Source organism: Variovorax sp. J2L1-78 (genome assembly GCF_030317205.1).
GTDB lineage: Bacteria > Pseudomonadota > Gammaproteobacteria > Burkholderiales > Burkholderiaceae_C > Variovorax > Variovorax arabinosiphilus.
Map to the genome: position 1 here is coordinate 390,899 of NZ_JASZYB010000004.1, position 17,320 is coordinate 408,218.

Below are 17,320 nucleotides of genomic sequence, written 5' to 3' on the forward strand. Positions count from 1 at the left end.
CCTGGATTCGATCGTGACCGCGCTGCACTAAAGGCGTCGTCTCTTGGATGACGCGGCCGGCCAGAGGATCGGGGAGCCAAAGATTATAGCTTTTTTTTCAACGCCAGCTCATCGGCCTTGGTGAGCTTGCCCGCTGCGCGCGCCGCCTCCACCAACTCCGGCCGTCGTGCTGCAGACATCGTGAGGCGCTGGTCGCGCCGCCAGCGCTCGATCTGCGCATGGTGGCCGGACATCAACGGGGCCGGCACCGCCTGGCCGTTCCAGACTTCCGGGCGGGTGTAGTGCGGGCAGTCGAGCAGCCCGTCGAGCGCGGGATTGAAGCTGTCCTGCACATGGCTGGCCTCGTCGCCCAGCACCCCGGGCTGCAGCCGCGCCACCGCGTCGAGCAGCGCCATGGCCGCGATCTCGCCGCCCGACAGCACGAAGTCGCCGAGGCTGATCTGGTGCGTCACCCGCGCATCGATGAAGCGCTGGTCGATGCCTTCGTAGCGACCGCAGACCAGCACGGCGCCCTCGCCGGCCGCCCAGGTCTCGACCGCCGCGTGGCGCAGGGTGTCGCCGATCGGCGAGAACAGCACCACCGGGGCCGGTGCGCCGCGCGCGGCGAGCGCTGCATCGAGACAGGCCGACAGGGGCTCGGCCAGCATTACCATGCCCGGCCCGCCGCCGAACGGGCGGTCGTCGACACGTTTGTAGTTGCCTTCTGCAAAGTCGCGCGGATTCCAGAAGACGAGTTCGACCTGCTTGGACTCGTAGGCGCGACGGGTCACGCCGCTCGTGAGCAGCGGCGCGAACAATTCGGGGAACAGCGTGAGAACGTCGAAGCGCATGGCGACGCCAACGCTCAGTAATCAGGCTGCCAGTCGACCGTGATCAGGCGCCCTGCCAGGTCGACCTGGTCGACGAAGGCCGCGACGAACGGCACCATGCGCTCGAGCGGCTTGCCGTCCTGTTCGGACGCCAGCACCAGCGTGGTCTGCGGGCCGGTGGCCAGCAGTTCACGCACGGTGCCCAGGGCCACGCCCTCGCGGTTGACCACCGACAGGCCAATCAGGTCGACCCAGTAGTACTCGTCGTCGCCCGCCGTGGGAAAGCTCGAACGCGGCACGAACACGCGCGCGCCGCGCAAGGCCTCGGCGGCCGTGCGATCGGGCACGTCGTCCGAGGTCGCAACGATGCAATCGGAATGTTCCTTGGCCTCGCGGATCGCGAGCCGGAAAGCGCCGGTCTTCGGTGTCGAGGTGGCCGGGCTGGAAGGCTGGATGAACCAGCGCTTCGAAGAGAAGAGCGCCTCGGGTTGGGCGCTGTGGGGCAGGACCTTGAACCAGCCCTTGATGCCCCAGGCGTCGGCGATGCGCCCCACCTCGATCGCATCCGCCGGCAATTCGGCGGCTTCGAGCGTGGGCAGCATCCCGGGCCGAGCTTAAGCCGCGGCCTTGGGGGCAGCAGCAGCGGCTTGCTTGATCAGACGGATGACCGTGGGCGAGGCTTGCGCGCCAACGCTCTTCCAGTAGGTCAGGCGATCCTGCGCGATGCGGATGCTTTCTTCGTTTTCCTTGGCGGTTGGGTTGTAGAAACCCAGACGCTCGATGAAGCGGCCATCGCGACGAACGCGCTTGTCCGACACGACGATGTTGAAGAACGGACGACCTTTGGAGCCGCCGCGGGAGAGTCGAATGACGACCATGATTTATCCTTCGGGTGGTGCAGCAAACCCGCAAGGTTCGCCCACAAGAGTTCTTCCAGCGTCGAGACACGCGACATGGCCACCCGGCCAGCGACACGCTGAAAAGCCTGCGATTATAGCCCGGGCGCGGTTTTTGACTCCAGAATCGTGCCGAGCGTGCCTCCACGCGCGCTTTCACTGTCTTTTCCCCGCACCCGCCACGAGCATCCGCCCCCATGCATCCCCTCACCATCCGCCCCAGCCGGGACGACGACGTCGCCGCCATCACCGCCATCTATGCACACCATGTGCTCAACGGCACCGGCACCTTCGAGACCGATCCACCGAGCGCGGACGACATGGCCACGCGCCGTGCCGACGTGCTGGCCAAGCAGTTGCCCTACCTGGTGGCCGAGCGCGATGGCCAGGTCCTCGGCTTCGCCTACTGCAACTGGTTCAAGCCACGCCCGGCGTACCGCTTCTCCGCCGAGGATTCGATCTACCTGGCCGACGCCGCGCGCGGCCAGGGCGTGGGCAGCCAGCTGCTGGCCGCCCTTTCGCAGGCCGCCGAAGCAGCGGGGGTGCGCAAGCTCATCGCGGTGATCGGCGACTCGGCCAATGCCGGGTCGATCGGCGTGCACCGGGCCCAGGGCTTCGCGCATGTCGGCGTGCTCAAGGACTGCGGCTGGAAGTTCGGCCAATGGCGCGACGTGGTGCTGATGGAAAAGTCGCTGGGCGCCGGCAGTACCACGGCCCCCGAATGAAGGACCGCGTGAAGAACAAGACCCTGGCCGCCTGGCTCGCCTTCCTCGGCGGACCGCTTGGCCTGCACCGCTTCTACCTGCACGGCCTGGGCGACATGCTCGGCTGGCTGCTGCCCATTCCGACGGCCCTGGGCCTCTACGGCGTGGAACGCGCGCGCCTGTACGGGCTGGACGACGGCCTGAGCTGGGCGCTCATCCCCTTGCTCGGTTTCACCATTGCTGGCTGCGCGCTGACGGCCATCGTCTACGGTCTGACGACGGCGGAAAAATGGAACGCGCGATTCAATGCGGCCGCACCGGCCGACGCGCCGTCCGGCCAGACGGGGTGGATCACCATCGGCGCGGTGGTCGTCTCGCTGCTCATCGGCAGCACGGTGCTGATGGCCAGCATCGCCTTCAGCTTCCAGCGCTATTTCGAGCATCAGGTCGAGGAAGGCCGGAAGATTTCGCAGTAGCGGACATCGTGCGTCGGACAGCGTCCGTTCAGATTCGCGCCCTAGAGTGAACTCGCGGGCCGAAGGACGGCCCCTGGAGTTTCGATGCAATCGCAGACAGGGCGGCTCAGAACGCCGTCGATCCACACCCGGACCGTGCTGGTCGGCGCGAGCCTCTTCGCACTGTCGACCGGGCTGGCCCAGTTCCTCACCGACACGCCGGCCTGGCGCTTCGACTCACCGGTCCAGTACGACTCGGATTTCGCGGTCGCCGTCGGTTTGTGCTGGACCCTGTTTCAGCTTGCCGTTCATCGGAAAGCGCAGCGCGAACGCGAACGCTGGCTGATGGCGAGCGGCGCCATGCTGCTGCTCGGTGCCATCCAGGCCACCGACCTGCTGGTGAGCAGCGGGCTCATTCATGACGACTGGCTGCTCGACCTGCCGCTGTGGATGGCGGTGGCGACGCTCGTGCATGCGGTGCTGCGCCGGGGGCGCGAGCGCCCCTGGGTGGCGATGCTCTGGCGCGCCGGTGTGCTGCTTCAGACCGTCTTCATGCTGTGCGACCTGTGCCAGGGCTGCTCGCTGCCGACCTGGTCGATCTCGGCGGAAGACATCGCCTCGCTGGCCGAATGGAGCGAACTGCTCGCCATCGAAAGCTATGTGATGGCCTTCGTGCTGCTGGGCCGCGCGGCCTCATCGCCTGCCATGTCGACACGCCGTCGGCCGCTCGCCACAGGCGCCGAGGCGCGGCGCGTGTACGAGCGGGGCCATCTGTTCCAGAAGGCGATCTATCCGCCGTTGCGCCTGGCGTTCTATCCCGGCGTGCGATCGGTGCTGCTGGTCGCCACCTCGATCGGCCTGGTGGTGGCCATCGGCCCGGCCGTCCGGCGCGCGGCAGGGCGCTCGCTGGTCGGCCAGTTCGTCGACCTGCTCGTACTCGGACTGCGCCACGGGTTCGACCCGCTGGCCTACTACTTCCAGGAACTCTATCGGCCGGGTCGGCGCGCCGAAGCCGCCACCTATCTGACGCGGCATGAGACCAAGAACGGGCTGCTGCATCTGCTGAACGCCCTGCGGCCGGCCCCCGACGCGGTCAACGAGATGAAGGACAAGCTGCGCTTCGCCGCCCGTTGCCGGCATGCGGGCCTGCCGGTGCCCCGCACCCTGCTGGCCTGCGACGAGGCGGGGGTGGCCTGGCAGGCCGCGCCGTCCGACTTCGACCGCGACCTGTTCCTGAAACCACGCAGCGGTCGCGGTGCACGTGGGGCGTCGATGTTCGAGCGGGTGGGCCCGCTGCGCTACCGCACCCCCGACGGCGACACGCTGGACCTCGACGCCCTGGTCGAACGGGCCGGGGCACGCGGCCACCACGCGCCGCTGATCGTGCAGCCGCGGCTGCACAACCACGCGGAGCTGGCCGACTTGGCCGACCAGTCGCTGGTCACGGTCCGGGTGCTGACCTGCCTCGACGCGCAGGACCAGCCCGTGGTGACGCACGGCCTGCTGCGCATCCTGTCGAAACTCGAACCAGGCTGGCAGCGCCAGGACGAATACGGGATCCCGATCGATCTGGCGAGCGGACAGCTGGGGCCGATCCGCAGCGACCGGCTGGCGCGCTGTGCCGACCTGTACACGCACCATCCAGTGAAAGGACAGCCGGTCGCAGGGCGCGCGCTGGCCACCTGGCCCGCGCTCAAGGCGTTGGCCATGGCGGCACACCGCACGTTCCCGCACCGCATCCTCGTGGGCTGGGACCTCGCCTCGACCGTGGACGGGCCGGTGCTGCTCGAAGGCAACATCAACCTCGACGTGATGTTCCCGCAGCGGGTGCACCGGCAGGGCTTCGCCGACAGCCCCCTCGGGCCACTGCTGCAGCACCACCTCGCCACGCTCGCACGGGCGTACGACGTGGACTGAATCCGGCCCCTTGACGGCCGTCAAGGCTGTGGGCCCTGCCCACGCCTAGCATCGGGCAAACCCTCAAGGAAAGCGCATGAAACTTCTGTACGCCAGCGACTTCAAGATCAAGCTGGAAAACTTCGACCTCACCCGCAGCGAGAACATCCTGCGCATCATCTGCGGCGCCTTCATGTTCCCGCATGCCCTCAGCAAGTTCGCCGCGCTCGGCACGCTCTCGGCCGGCACCGTGGGCTTCTTCGCCAAAGCCGGGTTCCAGCCGCCCGAATTCTGGGTCTGGCTGGCCGCCTTCATGGAAGTCGCCACGGGCGTCGGGCTGGTGCTGGGCATCTGCACCCGCTATGCCGCCCTCGGTGCCGCCGGCGCCCTGGCCGTGGCGGTCTATGCGCTGCAGATGGTCAAGGGCTTCGGTTGGACCTGGAACACGGGCGGCTACGAATACCCCGTCTTCTGGGGCATCACCTGCCTAGCCGTCGCGATCTGGGAATTCCGGCGCGTCTACGGCGACAGCACCTTCAAGGCGCGCGCCTCGATCGGCGGCCAGCCCGTCAGAACACCTGCAGGCTGACCCAGTATGCAAAGGCCGCGACGAAGGCCGACGCCGGGATCGTGAAGATCCACGCCCACACGATGTTCCCCGCCACGCCCCAGCGCACGGCGCTGGCGCGCTGCACCGACCCCACACCGACGATGGCGCCGGTGATGGTGTGCGTGGTCGACACCGGGATGCCCAGCGCCGTCGCAAGGAACAGCGTCAGCGCCCCGCCCGTCTCGGCGCAGAAGCCGCCCACGGGCTTCAACTTGGTGATCTTCTGACCCATCGTCTTCACGATGCGCCAGCCACCGAACATGGTGCCCAGGGCGATCGCCGTGTAGCAGCTGACGATCGTCCAGGTCGGCGGTGCATCGGCCCCCGAATGGCCGGTGGCGATCAGCAGCATCCAGATGATGCCGATGGTCTTCTGCGCATCGTTGCCGCCGTGGCCGAGGCTGTACGCCCCCGCCGACACCAGCTGCAGGCGCCGGAACCACCGGTCCACGCGCGACGGCGTGGCACGGCGGCAAACCCAGGCCACCAGCACCATCATGGCCGAGCCCAGCGCGAAGCCCAGCAGCGGCGAGACGAAGATGAAGGCCACCGTCTTCCAGATGCCCGCGGCCACCAGCGCGCTCGCACCAGCCTTGGCGATCACCGCCCCCACGATCCCGCCGATGAGCGCATGCGACGAGCTGCTCGGGATGCCGTAGTACCAGGTGACCAGGTTCCAGGTGATCGCGCCGATCAGCGCGCCGAAGACCACATGCACGTCGACGATGCCCGGATGCACGATGCCCTTGCCCACCGTCGCCGCCACGCTCAGGTGGAAGACGAAGATCGCGACGAGGTTGAAGAAGGCGGCAAAAGCGACCGCCTGGGCCGGCTTGAGCACGCCGGTCGACACGACGGTCGCGATCGAATTCGCCGCGTCGTGAAAGCCGTTCATGAAGTCGAAGGCGATGGCCAGCACGACCAGCAGCACGACGACCCACAGGCCTACCTGAACCGTATCCATGGACTGCCGCGCTTCAGGAGTTCTCGAGGACGATGCCCTCGATCACGTTGGCGACATCCTCGCACTTGTCGGTGATGGTCTCGAGCAGCTCGTAGATGGCCTTGAGCTTGATGACCTCGCGCACGTCCGGCTCCTCGCGGAACAGCTTGCTCATGGCGCTGCGCATCACGCGGTCGGCGTCGGACTCGAGCCGGTCAATCTCCTCGCAGGTCTTGAGCGTCGCCTCGGCCACGGCCGGGTCGGCGATCTTGCCGAGGTACTTGACGGCGTCCTTGAGACGGTCGCAGCACTTCACGCTCAGCGCGGTGAGTCGGACGATCTCTTCGGTCATGTGGCGCACGTCGTAGAGCGCCATGGTCTCGGCCGAGTCCTGGATCAGATCGGCCACGTCGTCCATCGTGTTGATGAGCTTGTGGATCTGCTCGCGGTCAATCGGCGTGATGAAGGTCTTGTGGATCAGCCGGTTGACGTCGTGCGTCACGCGGTCGGCCGCGCGCTCGGCGTTGTCCACGTCGCGGTTGTACTGCTCCCGCAGGTGCACGTCGTTGTAGTTGGCGACCAGGTTCTCGAACGCACGCGCCGCTTCGACGATGCGTTCGGCGTGCTGGTTGAACATCTCAAAAAAATTGCCCTCTCGGGGCAGCAGCTTGCCGAACATGACGTTGGCTCCTTATTCGATGCGTGTGTCGTCGTGATGACGATTTCGTGACAGCCGGGAGTGTAAGGGCCCGGGCCGGGCCGCCCGCTCAGCCGGGGAGCTGCAGGGTCGGCAGGTTCCAACGGCCGTAGATGCCGCCCAGGCGCAGGCCCGCGATGACCGCGAAGCCGATGTAGAAGGCGGGGCGGCGCGCCATGCCGCAGCGCTGCAGCAGCAGGTAGAGCGCAATGCCGACGATGGCAGCCGAGCCGTAGATGTCGCCCGACAACAGCATCGGCACGCGGTTGGTCAGCACGTCGCGCAGCACGCCGCCGGCCGCGCCGGTCATGGTGCCGGTCAACACGACGATCAGTGGGGACAGGCGGGCCGCTTCGGCGATCTGCGCGCCGGTGATGGCGAACAGGGCGAGCCCCAACGCATCGGCCAGCAGCAGCGCGATGCCGGGGGGCGGAAAGTAGTGGACGTAGATCACCGTGGCCACCGCGCTCGCGAGGATGACCTGCAGATAGCGCGTGTCGCGAATCCAGAAGATCGGATGCCGCCCAAGCAGCAGGTCGCGCAGCGTGCCGCCACCGATGGCGGTCACCGCCGCGATCACCACCACGCCCAGCAGATCGAGCCCGGCGCGACCGGCGGCGAGCACGCCGCTGACCGCGAACACGGCCACGCCGATCAGATCGAGGACGTAGAGCAGCGGCGGCACCGGCGGCGCCTCACAGCCGCTCGATGGCCTGATGGGCCACGGCCGTGAGCTGCTCTGCCGACACCAGCTCGGGCGCAATCTCGGCCAGCGGCACCAGCACGAAGGCGCGCTCGTTCATGCGTGGATGCGGCAGGGTGAGCCGGGGCGTTGCCAGCACCGCATCGCCGTGGCGCAGCAGGTCCAGATCGAGCGTGCGCGGCGCATGGTGGTACGGGCGCTCGCGCCCGGCGTGCTGCTCCAGGCGCTGCAGCGCGTCGAGCAGGGCCTCGGGCGCCAGCCCCGTGTCGACGGCCACCACCGCGTTGATGAAGTCGGGCCCGCTCGCCTCGAAAGGCGCGGTGCGGTAGAGCGACGAGCGCGCCGTGACCCGCGTGCGCGGAATCATGTCGATCTGCGCCATCGCGATGCGCACGGTCGCCGGCGCATCACCCAGGTTGGCGCCGAGCGCCACGAACGCCAGGGTCATGGCCGCAACGTCAGGCGGCCCCGCCATCACCGGCACCACCCGCACCACCGCCGGTACGCGGCTTGCGGCGCCGCCGGCGCTTGCGCGGTGCCTCGCCGTCGGGCGGCACCGCACCGGCGATCTCGCCGGCGTCATCGGGCTCGTCGCGTTCGGGCTCGTCGCGGTCCGAGCCGACGACCGTGGGCGCGTCCGTGCGATCCGTGCGTGGGGCCGGCTTGGCACGCACGCGGGTGCGCGTTGGCGCCTTCTGTTCTTCGCGCACCTGATCGAGCAGATCCTGCCGGCGCAAGTCGTCGGCGGTGCTGAATTCCTGCCACCACTCGGCGATGGCCTCGCTCACCTCGCCCACGTCGGCGCGCAGCCGCATGAAGTCGAAGGCGGCGCGGAAGCGCGCCTGCTCCACCAGGCTGTAGGGCGTGGAACCGACGCGCTTGTCGAAGCGCGGCTGCATCATCCAGATCTCGCGCATGTCGCCGCCGAGCTTGCCGCGGCCCGACACGTCGCCGATGCGGGTGTTGAAGACGTCGTCGATCGCGTCCTGCAGCGCCGGGAAAGCGGGCTGGCCACGCTGGCCGTTGCGCCCTTCGAGGCGCTGCGCCCAGCCGTCGCGCACGTCGGCCCACAGCACGCAGGCCAGCAGGAAGCTCGGCGCCACCGGCTTGCCCTCGCCAACACGGCGGTCGGTGTCCATCAGGGCGGCCTTCACGAAGGGCTGCTCGGCGCGTTCCACCACCACATCGAGCAGCGGGTAGATCCCGGTCGCCAGCCCCAGCTTGCGCAGCTGGGCGATGGTGGCCACGGCATGCCCGGTCTGCAGCAGCTTGAGCATCTCGTCGAACAGGCGGCTCTGCGGCACGTCGGCCAGCAGCTTGCTCGAGGCGATGAGCGGCGCAGCGGTCTTGGGCTCGATCTCGAAGCCCAGCGCGGCCAGCTTGGCCGAGAAGCGGATCGCGCGAATGATGCGTACCGGGTCTTCGCGGTAGCGGGTGATCGGGTCGCCGATCATGCGCAGCACCAGCTTCTTGGCGTCCTTGATGCCGTTGTGATAGTCCACCACGATGCCGCTGGCCGGGTCGTAGTACATGGCGTTCACGGTGAAGTCGCGGCGCGCCGCGTCTTCTTCCTGCGGGCCCCAGACGTTGTCGCGCAGCACGCGGCCGCTCGAGTCGACGGCATGGGTCATGCCGGCGAGCTCGCCCTTGCTGGTGCGCTCGTTGCCCTTGACCTGCTCGGCCGCCGCGTTGTCCATGTAGGCGCGGAAGGTCGAGACCTCGATGACTTCATGCTCGCGGCCGCGGCCGTACACCACGTGCACGATGCGGAAGCGCCGGCCGATGATGAAGGCACGGCGGAACAGGCTCTTCACTTGCTCCGGCGTGGCGTTGGTCGCGACGTCGAAGTCCTTCGGCCGCAGGCCCAACAGCAGGTCGCGCACCGCGCCACCCACCACGTAGGCTTCGTAGCCGGCATCCTGCAGGGTCGTCACCACGTTCTTGGCGCGTTCGTCGACCAGCGCCGGGTCGATGCCATGCACGCTGGCCGGGACTTCCTGGCGCTTGCCGAAACGCGACTTCGCGCTGGCGCTGGCGCCGCCGGACTTGCCGAGCAGTTTGTCGATGAATGTCTTGATCATGAGAGAAAAGGTCGGACGCGGTGCGCCCCGGTTGGCGTTATTGGTTTTCGAGCATCGATCGGATCAGCGGGATCGTCACCGCGCGCTGGGTCTGCAGCGCATAGCCGTCGAGCTGGTCGAGCAGCTCCATCAGGCTGCCGAGGTCGCGGCTGAATCGGTGCAGCATGTAGTCGAGCACGTCGTCGCCCAACAGCACGCCGCGCGCGTCGGCGGCTTGGCGCAGCACCGCGCGGCGTTCGGCCTCGCTCAGCAGCTGCAAGTGGAACACATGGCCCCAGCCCAGGCGGGTGCGCAGGTCCTCGCGCAGCGCCAGGTCGGCCGGCGGCAGGGCACCGGCCGCCACCACGCCGCGCTGGAGCGTCTGCGCATTGACGAACCAGTTGAAGGCGGTGTGCTGCTGCACGGCGGTGTAGAGATGCACGTCGTCGAGCACCACGGCGCCCCAGCGCTCGTCGAATTCGGGCGGCTCCAGCAGGCCGGCGTGCAGCCAGCCGACCACGGCGCCCTGCTCGCGCAGGGCGCTGCGCACGCCTTCGAGCAGGTGCGTCTTGCCGCTGCCGCTCTCGCCCCACAGGTAGGTGGGCACGGGCGAATGGAGGGTCGGTGCGTGCGCATCGCCCACCCACACGCGCAGGTGGCGCAGGGCCGCCTCGTTCGGACCGGCGAAGAAACCCGCCAGCGTGGGGCCGGTGGAAAGGCCGATGTCGAGCGCGAGCTGCTTCATGCCGGGAGCGAAGCGGGCGGCTGCCGTGGCACGGAGGACGCAAACAAGGGGTTCATGGGACCGGGCGCGAGGGGCCCTTAAAATCGTCCCGAATTCTATCGGCCCGGCCGTTTCGGTTGCCGGCGCCCCGCCCACCCTCTTCGTCGTCCCGTCCGCCAAGCCTGCTCTGCCCATGAACTCCAACACGCCCACCCCGCTCAGCTACAAGGACGCCGGCGTCGACATCGACGCGGGTGACGCGCTGGTCGACCGCATCAAGCCGCTGGCCAAGAAGACGATGCGCGAGGGTGTGCTGGCCGGCATCGGCGGCTTCGGCGCGCTGTTCGAGGTGCCCAAGCGCTACAAGGAACCGGTGCTGGTGAGCGGCACCGACGGCGTGGGCACGAAGCTCAAGCTGGCCTTCGAATGGAACATGCACGACACGGTCGGCATCGACCTGGTCGCCATGAGCGTGAACGACGTGCTGGTGCAGGGCGCCGAGCCGCTGTTCTTCCTCGACTACTTCGCCTGCGGCAAGCTCGACGTCGACACCGCCGCGGCGGTGGTCGGCGGCATCGCCCGCGGCTGCGAGCTGTCGGGCTGCGCGCTGATCGGCGGCGAGACGGCCGAGATGCCCGGCATGTACCCCGCCGGCGAATACGACCTGGCCGGCTTCGCGGTCGGCGCGGTCGAGAAGTCGAAGATCCTCACCGGCCAGGATGTGAAGCCCGGCGACGTGGTGCTCGGCCTGGCTTCGGCCGGCGTGCATTCCAACGGCTTCAGCCTGGTGCGCAAGGTGATCGAGCGTGCCGGCGCCGACCTGCCGGCCACGCTCGATGGCAAGCCCTTCCGCGACGCCGTGATGGAACCCACGCATCTCTACGTGAAGCCGGTGCTCGAGGCGCTGGGCAAGCACCCGATCAAGGCGCTGGCCCACATCACCGGCGGCGGCCTGCTGGAGAACATCCCGCGCGTGCTGCCCGAAGGCACCGCCGCCCATCTCAAGAAGGGCAGCTGGCCGCAGACCGAGCTGTTCGCCTGGCTGCAGCAAGTGGCGGGCATCGACGACATCGAGATGAACCGCACCTTCAACAACGGCATCGGCATGGTGGTCGTCATCGACGCCGCCGAAGCTGCGGCCTGCGCCGCCACGCTGCGCGCCGCCGGTGAAACGGTGTACGAGATCGGCATGATCGCTGCGCGCGCCGAGGGCGCGGCCGTGGTCGTCGCCTGACCGCCGTCACCCGCGTGAGCGAACCCGTCGCTGCGCCGTCGCGCTCGCTGGTCATTGCCAGCTACCTGCTGATCGCCAGCGGGCTGCTGCTGGTGATGTGGCACGGCCTGTTGCCGGGCCTGCTGTGCGTGTGCATCGGCTTTCTCGCGACGCGGTGGCTCGCCCGGGCGCTGGACGCCGGCCTGCGCCGCCGCCGCACCGCCTTCGATGCGTCGTTCACCTCGCCCCTGGCCCGCGTCACTGCAGCCGCGCTCGTGATGCTGGCGCCCCTGATCCTGATGGCCCTCGCGTTCTCGCAGGCCCGCGAGTTCGTGCTCAACGCGCCCGACCAGTACAAGGAACTGCTCGACTACATCGCCCGCACGGTGCTGGAACTGCGCCTGAAACTGCCGCCGGACATCGCGGCCTACCTGCCCGAAGGCGCCGCCGACGTGCAGCGCCTGGTCGCCGGCTACCTGCGCGCGCAGGCCGGCATGCTGGCCATGACCGGCCGTGCCTGGCTGGGCGCGCTGCTCTTCGCGTACGTCGGGCTGCTGGTCGGTGCGTTGGCCGGTGCTGGCGTCACCTCGGTCACGGGGGGGCCGCTCGCCGCCCTGCTGAAGCGGCGCGTCACGCTGTTCGGCGAAGCCTTCGGGCAGATCGTCGCGGCGCAGTTCTGGATCGCGGCCTTCAATTCGCTGCTCACCGCCATCTTCCTGCTCTTCCTGCTGCCGCTCTGGGACCTGCGTCTGCCCTACACGCCGGCGCTGATCACGCTGACCTTCGTCGCGGGCCTGGTGCCGATCGTCGGCAACCTGCTGTGCAATGCCGTCATCACGATGGTCGGCCTGTCGGTCTCGCCGCTGGCGGCGATCGCCTGCCTGATCTTCCTGATCGTCATCCACAAGGCCGAGTACGTCATCAACGCGAAGGTGGTCGGCAGCCGCACGCACATGGCCGTCTGGGAACTGCTGGCCGTGATGTTCGTCGCCGAAGCGGTGTTCGGACCCGCCGGCCTGGTCGCCGCGCCGCTGTTCTACGCGTACCTCAAGAAAGAGCTGCAGGCCGAACAACTGGTCTGAGCCGCCGCGCGCGCCACGGCGCGCGCCCTTCCCGCTCCTGCTTTTTCGGCCCGCCGATCCCGCGTCGCGGCCATGGACTTCCATGTGGACACCGTCCAGTCACTTTGCTATCGTATTGTGGACGGCGTACACAAATCGGCTGTCGCGACCCGACCCTTCTGCTCCCCCCGATTCCAGGAGACCCCATGTCCTCTTTCAACGCGTACCTTTTCTTCGACGGCACGGCGGCGCAGGCCATGCCCTTCTACAAGAGCGTGCTCGGCGGCAAGCTCGACGTCATGACCTTCGCGCAGATGCCGGGCGCTGAGCAGCAGAAGATGTCGGCCGCCACCGCCGCCCGCGTGATGCACGCCATGCTCACGTTCGAGGGCGGCCAGCTGATGGCGTCGGACACCATGGAAGGCCAGCCGCACGAGGGCATGAAGGGCTTCTCGCTCACGCTCAACAAGGACACGGCCGCCGAGGCCGAAGAGGTGTTCGCCGCCCTGGCCGACGGCGGCCAGGTGACGATGCCGATCGCGCCCACCTTCTGGGCCGAGCGCTTCGGCATGTGCACCGACCGCTTCGGCACGCCGTGGATGGTCAACGGCGGCATGCAGGCGCATGGCTGAGGCCGCGGCGGCGATGGCGGCGCGGGCGCCGGCCGACGAGCGCCGGCGCTGGCTCGCGCTGATGGTGCTGTGCCTGGGCGTGCTGATGATCGTGCTCGACACGACCATCGTGAACGTCGCCCTGCCCTCGATCCGCCAGGACCTGGCCTTCAGCGAAACCGCGCTGGTCTGGGTGGTCAATGCCTACATGCTGACCTTCGGCGGCTTCCTGCTGCTGGGCGGGCGGCTGGGCGACCTGTTCGGCCACCGGCGCGTGTTCCTCGCCGGCATCGTGGCCTTCACCGTCGCGTCGCTGGCCTGCGGACTCGCGAACTCGCAGGCGCTGCTGATCGCGGCGCGCGCGGTGCAGGGCCTGGGCGGCGCGGTGGTGTCGGCCGTGTCGCTCTCGCTGATCATGAATCTCTTCACCGAGCCGGCCGACCGGGCCAAGGCGATGGGCGTCTACGGCTTCGTCTGCGCAGGCGGCGGCAGCATCGGCGTGCTGCTGGGCGGCTTGCTGACCGGCGCGCTCAGCTGGCACTGGATCTTCCTGGTCAACCTGCCCATCGGCGTGGCCGTGTACGCCCTGTGCGTGGCGCTGCTGCCCGCGCACCATGGCGCTCGCGCCAGCGTGCGGCTGGACGTGGCCGGTGCGGTCAGCGTGACGGCCGCGCTCATGCTCGCGGTGTACGGCGTGGTCAACGGCAACGAAGCCGGCTGGGGCTCGACGAGGACGCTCCTGCTGCTGGGCGCGGCGATGCTGCTCTTCGCCGTGTTCCTGACCGTCGAGTCGAGGGTACGCGACCCGCTGGTGCCGCTGGGGCTGTTTCGCCTGCGCAACGTGGCCACCGCCAACGTCGCGGGCGTGCTCTGGGCCGCCGCCATGTTCGCCTGGTTCTTCATCTCTGCGCTCTACCTGCAGCTGGTGCTGGGCTACAGCCCGATGCAGGTCGGCCTGGCCTTCCTGCCGGCGAACCTGATCATGGCGGCCTTCTCGGTGGGACTGTCGGCCAAGCTGGTGATGCGCTTCGGCATCCGCTGGCCGCTGGCCGCCGGATTGCTGATCGCGGCGGGCGGCCTGATGTGCTTCGCCCGCGCGCCGGTCGGCGGCGACTTCGTCGTGCACGTGCTGCCCGGCATGCTGCTGCTCGGCCTGGGTGCCGGCATCGCCTTCAACCCGATGCTGCTCGCCGCCATGAGCGACGTGCGCCCGGAAGACGCCGGCCTGGCCTCCGGCGTGGTCAACACGGCCTTCATGATGGGCGGCTCGCTCGGCCTGGCAGTGCTCGCGAGCCTGGCCGCCGCGCGCACCGGCACGCAGGTGGCGGCCGGTGCATCGCCAACTGTGGCGCTCAACGCGGGTTACCAGGTGGCCTTCGTGGTCGGCGCGGTGTTCGCCGGCGCCGCCGCCCTGCTGGGCGCGGTGTTCCTGCGCCCCGGTGCCGCAGCGTCCGGTCATTCGCACCCATGAGCCCGCCCATCCACCTGCTGCTGAAGCTTCGTTCGTCCCTGCTGTTTCACACCCACCGGAGATCGCCCATGCCCCGCTACGTCGACGGATTCGTCCTGCCCGTGCCCAAGGACAACATCGAGGCCTACCGCAAGATCGCGCGCAAGGCCGGCAAGATCTGGCGCGAGCACGGCGCGCTGGAATACATCGAATGCGTGGCCGACGACGTGAAGCCCGGCAAGCGCACCTCCTTCCCGCAGAGCGTGAAGCTCAAGGCCGACGAGGTGGTGGTGTTCTCGTGGATCGTCTACTCCTCGCGCAAGCAACGCGACGCGATCAATGCCAAGGTGATGGCCGACCCGCGCCTGAAATCGATGATGGACCCCAAGGCGATGCCCTTCGACGGACAGCGCATGTTCTTCGGCGGCTTCAAGACGCTGGTCGAACTCTGACGGCGCCGCACCAGTCGATGTCCTGAATTGATCGATACTGGTCCGGCAGCGCGCGGACGATGGGGTTTGCTGCACCGGAGAATTGGCCGCATCATCCCTCCATCGCCATCGCGCACCATGCCATGAAGACCTGTCTCATAGTGATCGACGTCCAGGAATCGTTCCGCCACCGCCCCTACTCGACCGAGCGCGACATGGGCGCCTACTTGGCCGCCCAGAACGCGTTGATCGACGGCTGCCGCGAGGCGGGTGTGCCGATCGTGCGGGTGTTCCATGTCGACGGGCCCCGGACGGCCGACAACGCCTTCGCCGTCGAATCGGGCCACGTGCGCCCGCTGGAAGGCCTGGCGCCTTTCGACGCCGCCGAAACCGTCACCAAGCACCGCCACAGCGCGCTGGTCGGCACCGGGCTCGATGTGTGGCTCACGCGGAACGGCATCGGCCGGCTCATCGTCAGCGGCATCCGCACCGAGCAATGCTGCGAGACGACCACGCGCCATGCGTCCGACCTCGGCTGGCAGGTCGATTACGTGACCGACGCCACGCTCACCTTCGACATGACGCAACCCGACGGCCGGCCGCTCTCGGCCGCCGAGATCAAGGACCGCACCGCCACCGTGCTGCAGGGCCGGTTCGCCACCCTGTGCAGCGTGCCGCAGGCCCTGGAACGCGCCGGCGCATCGCTGGCGGCTTGAAGGCGCACTGTCATGCTCGAACTCCGCCCCGCCTGCGAACATTGCGCCGCCGACCTGCCACCGGCGTCGGCCGACGCGCGCATCTGCAGCTTCGAATGCACCTTCTGCGCAAACTGCGCCGACACCTTGCTGCAGCAGGTCTGCCCCAACTGCGGCGGCAACCTGGTGCCGCGGCCGATCCGGCCGACGCAGGACTGGAACGGCCGCGGCAACTCGCTGCACAACAACCCGGCGGCGACCGAAGCCAAACACCGCCGCGCCGATCTGGCAGCGCACGCCGAGATGCTGCAGCGCCTGGCCGGCAGGCCGCCCGCCGCGCGTTGAGCGCGCCCCAGGACCACCATTGACCCCCGGCCCACCGATCCGCGTCGCCTTCGCACTCCTGCCGAACAGCCTGGTGCTCGACTGGGCCGGCCCGGCGGAAGCGCTGCGCATCGCCAACCAGCTGCTGCGCGCCAGCGGGCAACCCGAGCGCTTCGTCATCGACTTCGTGTCGCCCACGCCGAGCAGCGTCGGCTCGGTCGGCGTGACGCTGAGCGGGCTATCGCCCCTGCCCGCGGTGTGGGACGAGCCCGCATGGATCGTGCTGGTCGGCCTGCCCGGCCGCACCATCGCGGTCGACAACGACGAAGCGCGCGCGCTGCTGCACTGGCTCGGCGGGCAACGGCTGGAGACCGGCCGGCTGGAACTGGTCACCATCTGCGCCGGCACGCTGCTCGCGGCGCACGCGGGGCTGCTGGCCGGTCACCGCGTGACCACCCACCACCACCACCTCGACGAACTGCGCGCGGTGGCGCCCGACTGCGAGGTGGTCGCCAACCGCGTCTTCGTGCTCGACCCGCCGGTCAGCAGCAGCGCCGGCGTGACGACCGGCATCGACCTGATGCTGCACCGCATCGGCGAGGTCTGCGGCGAGGCGCTGGCCGCGCAGGTGGCGCAGACCATGGTGGTGGCGCTGCGGCGCGGCCCGCACGACCCGGAGCTGTCGCCTTTTCTCGCGCATCGGCATCACCTGCACGCCGCGCTGCACCGCGTGCAAGACGCCGTGAGCGCGCAGCCGCAGGCCGACTGGACCGTGCCGCGGATGGCGGAGGTGGCCCATACCTCGCCACGCCATCTCACGCGGCTGTTCGTGGAGCACGCGGGCGTGGCGCCACTGGCCTACCTGCGGCGGCTGCGGCTGGCGTCCGCGCAACTCGCACTGCAGTCGGGTGCGAACGTCACGCGGGCCGCGGAGCAATCCGGTTTCGGGTCGGACACGCAGCTGCGACGTGCCTGGCGACAGTTCGGGCTGCCCGGGTCGCCGTCGTCGGCCACCCAAAGCCGCTGACGATCAGGAGG

At 69.0% G+C, this 17,320-nt stretch carries 21 protein-coding genes; 12 read left to right on the plus strand and 9 right to left on the minus strand.

Going from position 1 to position 17,320, the window contains the following annotated elements; genetic code table 11:
* Positions 1–83: 83 nt before the first annotated feature.
* Genes trmD through rpsP form a run of 3 tightly spaced genes read right to left on the minus strand, consistent with a single transcriptional unit; the run spans position 84 to position 1,687 of the window.
* The gene (gene trmD, locus QTH86_RS24550; RefSeq protein ID WP_286648785.1) at positions 84–830 is read right to left on the minus strand and encodes a tRNA (guanosine(37)-N1)-methyltransferase TrmD; all 747 of its coding nucleotides are present in this window, start codon (positions 828–830) and stop codon (positions 84–86) included.
* Between the two features lie 14 nt (positions 831–844).
* The gene (rimM, locus tag QTH86_RS24555; RefSeq protein ID WP_286648786.1) at positions 845–1,411 is read right to left on the minus strand and encodes a ribosome maturation factor RimM; all 567 of its coding nucleotides are present in this window, start codon (positions 1,409–1,411) and stop codon (positions 845–847) included.
* A 12-nt stretch (positions 1,412–1,423) separates the two neighbouring features.
* Positions 1,424–1,687 (minus strand): 30S ribosomal protein S16, encoded by a 264-nt coding sequence (gene rpsP / locus QTH86_RS24560; protein WP_262072830.1) that lies wholly within the window; start codon positions 1,685–1,687, stop codon positions 1,424–1,426.
* A 215-nt stretch (positions 1,688–1,902) separates the two neighbouring features.
* On the opposite strand from rpsP, the gene QTH86_RS24565 reads away from it, so the two are divergent.
* The 4 genes from QTH86_RS24565 to QTH86_RS24580 all read left to right on the plus strand — a co-directional run bounded on the left by QTH86_RS24565 (position 1,903) and on the right by QTH86_RS24580 (position 5,349).
* On the plus strand, positions 1,903–2,430 hold the full coding sequence (locus tag QTH86_RS24565; protein ID WP_286648787.1) for a GNAT family N-acetyltransferase: 528 nt from the start codon (positions 1,903–1,905) through the stop codon (positions 2,428–2,430).
* Positions 2,431–2,438: 8 nt separating this feature from the next.
* Complete coding sequence (locus tag QTH86_RS24570) at positions 2,439–2,885, plus strand: TM2 domain-containing protein (RefSeq protein WP_286648788.1); 447 nt, start codon at positions 2,439–2,441, stop codon at positions 2,883–2,885.
* Between the two features lie 84 nt (positions 2,886–2,969).
* Positions 2,970–4,781: a sugar-transfer associated ATP-grasp domain-containing protein gene (locus QTH86_RS24575; RefSeq protein ID WP_286648789.1), complete on the plus strand. Its 1,812-nt coding sequence runs from the start codon at positions 2,970–2,972 to the stop codon at positions 4,779–4,781.
* A 76-nt stretch (positions 4,782–4,857) separates the two neighbouring features.
* Entirely contained in the window at positions 4,858–5,349 is a 492-nt protein-coding gene (locus QTH86_RS24580; protein WP_286648790.1) for a DoxX family protein, read from the plus strand.
* Here QTH86_RS24580 and QTH86_RS24585 read toward each other — a convergent pair.
* From QTH86_RS24585 to hda, 6 genes are all read right to left on the minus strand, one after another.
* Positions 5,330–6,334, minus strand: coding sequence for an inorganic phosphate transporter (locus QTH86_RS24585; protein ID WP_286648791.1), 1,005 nt, complete (start codon positions 6,332–6,334; stop codon positions 5,330–5,332). The genes QTH86_RS24580 and QTH86_RS24585 overlap by 20 nt on opposite strands.
* Positions 6,335–6,347: 13 nt before the next feature.
* Complete coding sequence (locus QTH86_RS24590; RefSeq protein WP_286648792.1) at positions 6,348–6,992, minus strand: DUF47 domain-containing protein; 645 nt, start codon at positions 6,990–6,992, stop codon at positions 6,348–6,350.
* A gap of 88 nt (positions 6,993–7,080) precedes the next feature.
* Positions 7,081–7,695: a trimeric intracellular cation channel family protein gene (locus QTH86_RS24595; RefSeq protein WP_286648793.1), complete on the minus strand. Its 615-nt coding sequence runs from the start codon at positions 7,693–7,695 to the stop codon at positions 7,081–7,083.
* Between the two features lie 10 nt (positions 7,696–7,705).
* Positions 7,706–8,161, minus strand: coding sequence for a 2-amino-4-hydroxy-6-hydroxymethyldihydropteridine diphosphokinase (folK, locus tag QTH86_RS24600; RefSeq protein WP_286648794.1), 456 nt, complete (start codon positions 8,159–8,161; stop codon positions 7,706–7,708).
* A gap of 10 nt (positions 8,162–8,171) precedes the next feature.
* Entirely contained in the window at positions 8,172–9,794 is a 1,623-nt protein-coding gene (pcnB, locus tag QTH86_RS24605) for a polynucleotide adenylyltransferase PcnB (RefSeq protein ID WP_286648795.1), read from the minus strand.
* Positions 9,795–9,831: 37 nt separating this feature from the next.
* Positions 9,832–10,518, minus strand: a complete 687-nt coding sequence (hda, locus tag QTH86_RS24610; RefSeq protein ID WP_286648796.1) for a DnaA regulatory inactivator Hda — start codon at positions 10,516–10,518, stop codon at positions 9,832–9,834.
* A gap of 172 nt (positions 10,519–10,690) precedes the next feature.
* Between hda and purM the strand changes: the two genes are divergently transcribed.
* From purM to QTH86_RS24650, 8 genes are all read left to right on the plus strand, one after another.
* On the plus strand, positions 10,691–11,731 hold the full coding sequence (gene purM / locus QTH86_RS24615) for a phosphoribosylformylglycinamidine cyclo-ligase (protein ID WP_286648797.1): 1,041 nt from the start codon (positions 10,691–10,693) through the stop codon (positions 11,729–11,731).
* A 14-nt stretch (positions 11,732–11,745) separates the two neighbouring features.
* A complete protein-coding gene (locus tag QTH86_RS24620) occupies positions 11,746–12,792 on the plus strand; it encodes an AI-2E family transporter (protein ID WP_286648798.1) in 1,047 nt (348 codons plus the stop codon).
* 185 nt (positions 12,793–12,977) lie between these two features.
* Positions 12,978–13,403, plus strand: coding sequence for a VOC family protein (locus QTH86_RS24625; RefSeq protein ID WP_286648799.1), 426 nt, complete (start codon positions 12,978–12,980; stop codon positions 13,401–13,403).
* Positions 13,396–14,853 carry a DHA2 family efflux MFS transporter permease subunit gene (locus tag QTH86_RS24630; RefSeq protein ID WP_286648800.1) on the plus strand — a complete coding sequence of 486 codons (1,458 nt, stop codon included), beginning with the start codon at positions 13,396–13,398 and terminating at the stop codon, positions 14,851–14,853. Before QTH86_RS24625 ends, QTH86_RS24630 begins: the two co-directional genes overlap by 8 nt.
* 68 nt (positions 14,854–14,921) lie before the next feature.
* Positions 14,922–15,284 carry a DUF1428 domain-containing protein gene (locus QTH86_RS24635; protein WP_286648801.1) on the plus strand — a complete coding sequence of 121 codons (363 nt, stop codon included), beginning with the start codon at positions 14,922–14,924 and terminating at the stop codon, positions 15,282–15,284.
* Positions 15,285–15,406: 122 nt separating this feature from the next.
* Positions 15,407–15,979 (plus strand): isochorismatase family protein, encoded by a 573-nt coding sequence (locus QTH86_RS24640; RefSeq protein ID WP_286648802.1) that lies wholly within the window; start codon positions 15,407–15,409, stop codon positions 15,977–15,979.
* A 12-nt stretch (positions 15,980–15,991) separates the two neighbouring features.
* Entirely contained in the window at positions 15,992–16,303 is a 312-nt protein-coding gene (locus QTH86_RS24645; RefSeq protein ID WP_286648803.1) for a DUF1272 domain-containing protein, read from the plus strand.
* Positions 16,304–16,322: 19 nt separating this feature from the next.
* On the plus strand, positions 16,323–17,309 hold the full coding sequence (locus tag QTH86_RS24650) for a GlxA family transcriptional regulator (protein ID WP_286648804.1): 987 nt from the start codon (positions 16,323–16,325) through the stop codon (positions 17,307–17,309).
* The last annotated feature ends 11 nt before the right edge of the window (positions 17,310–17,320 follow it).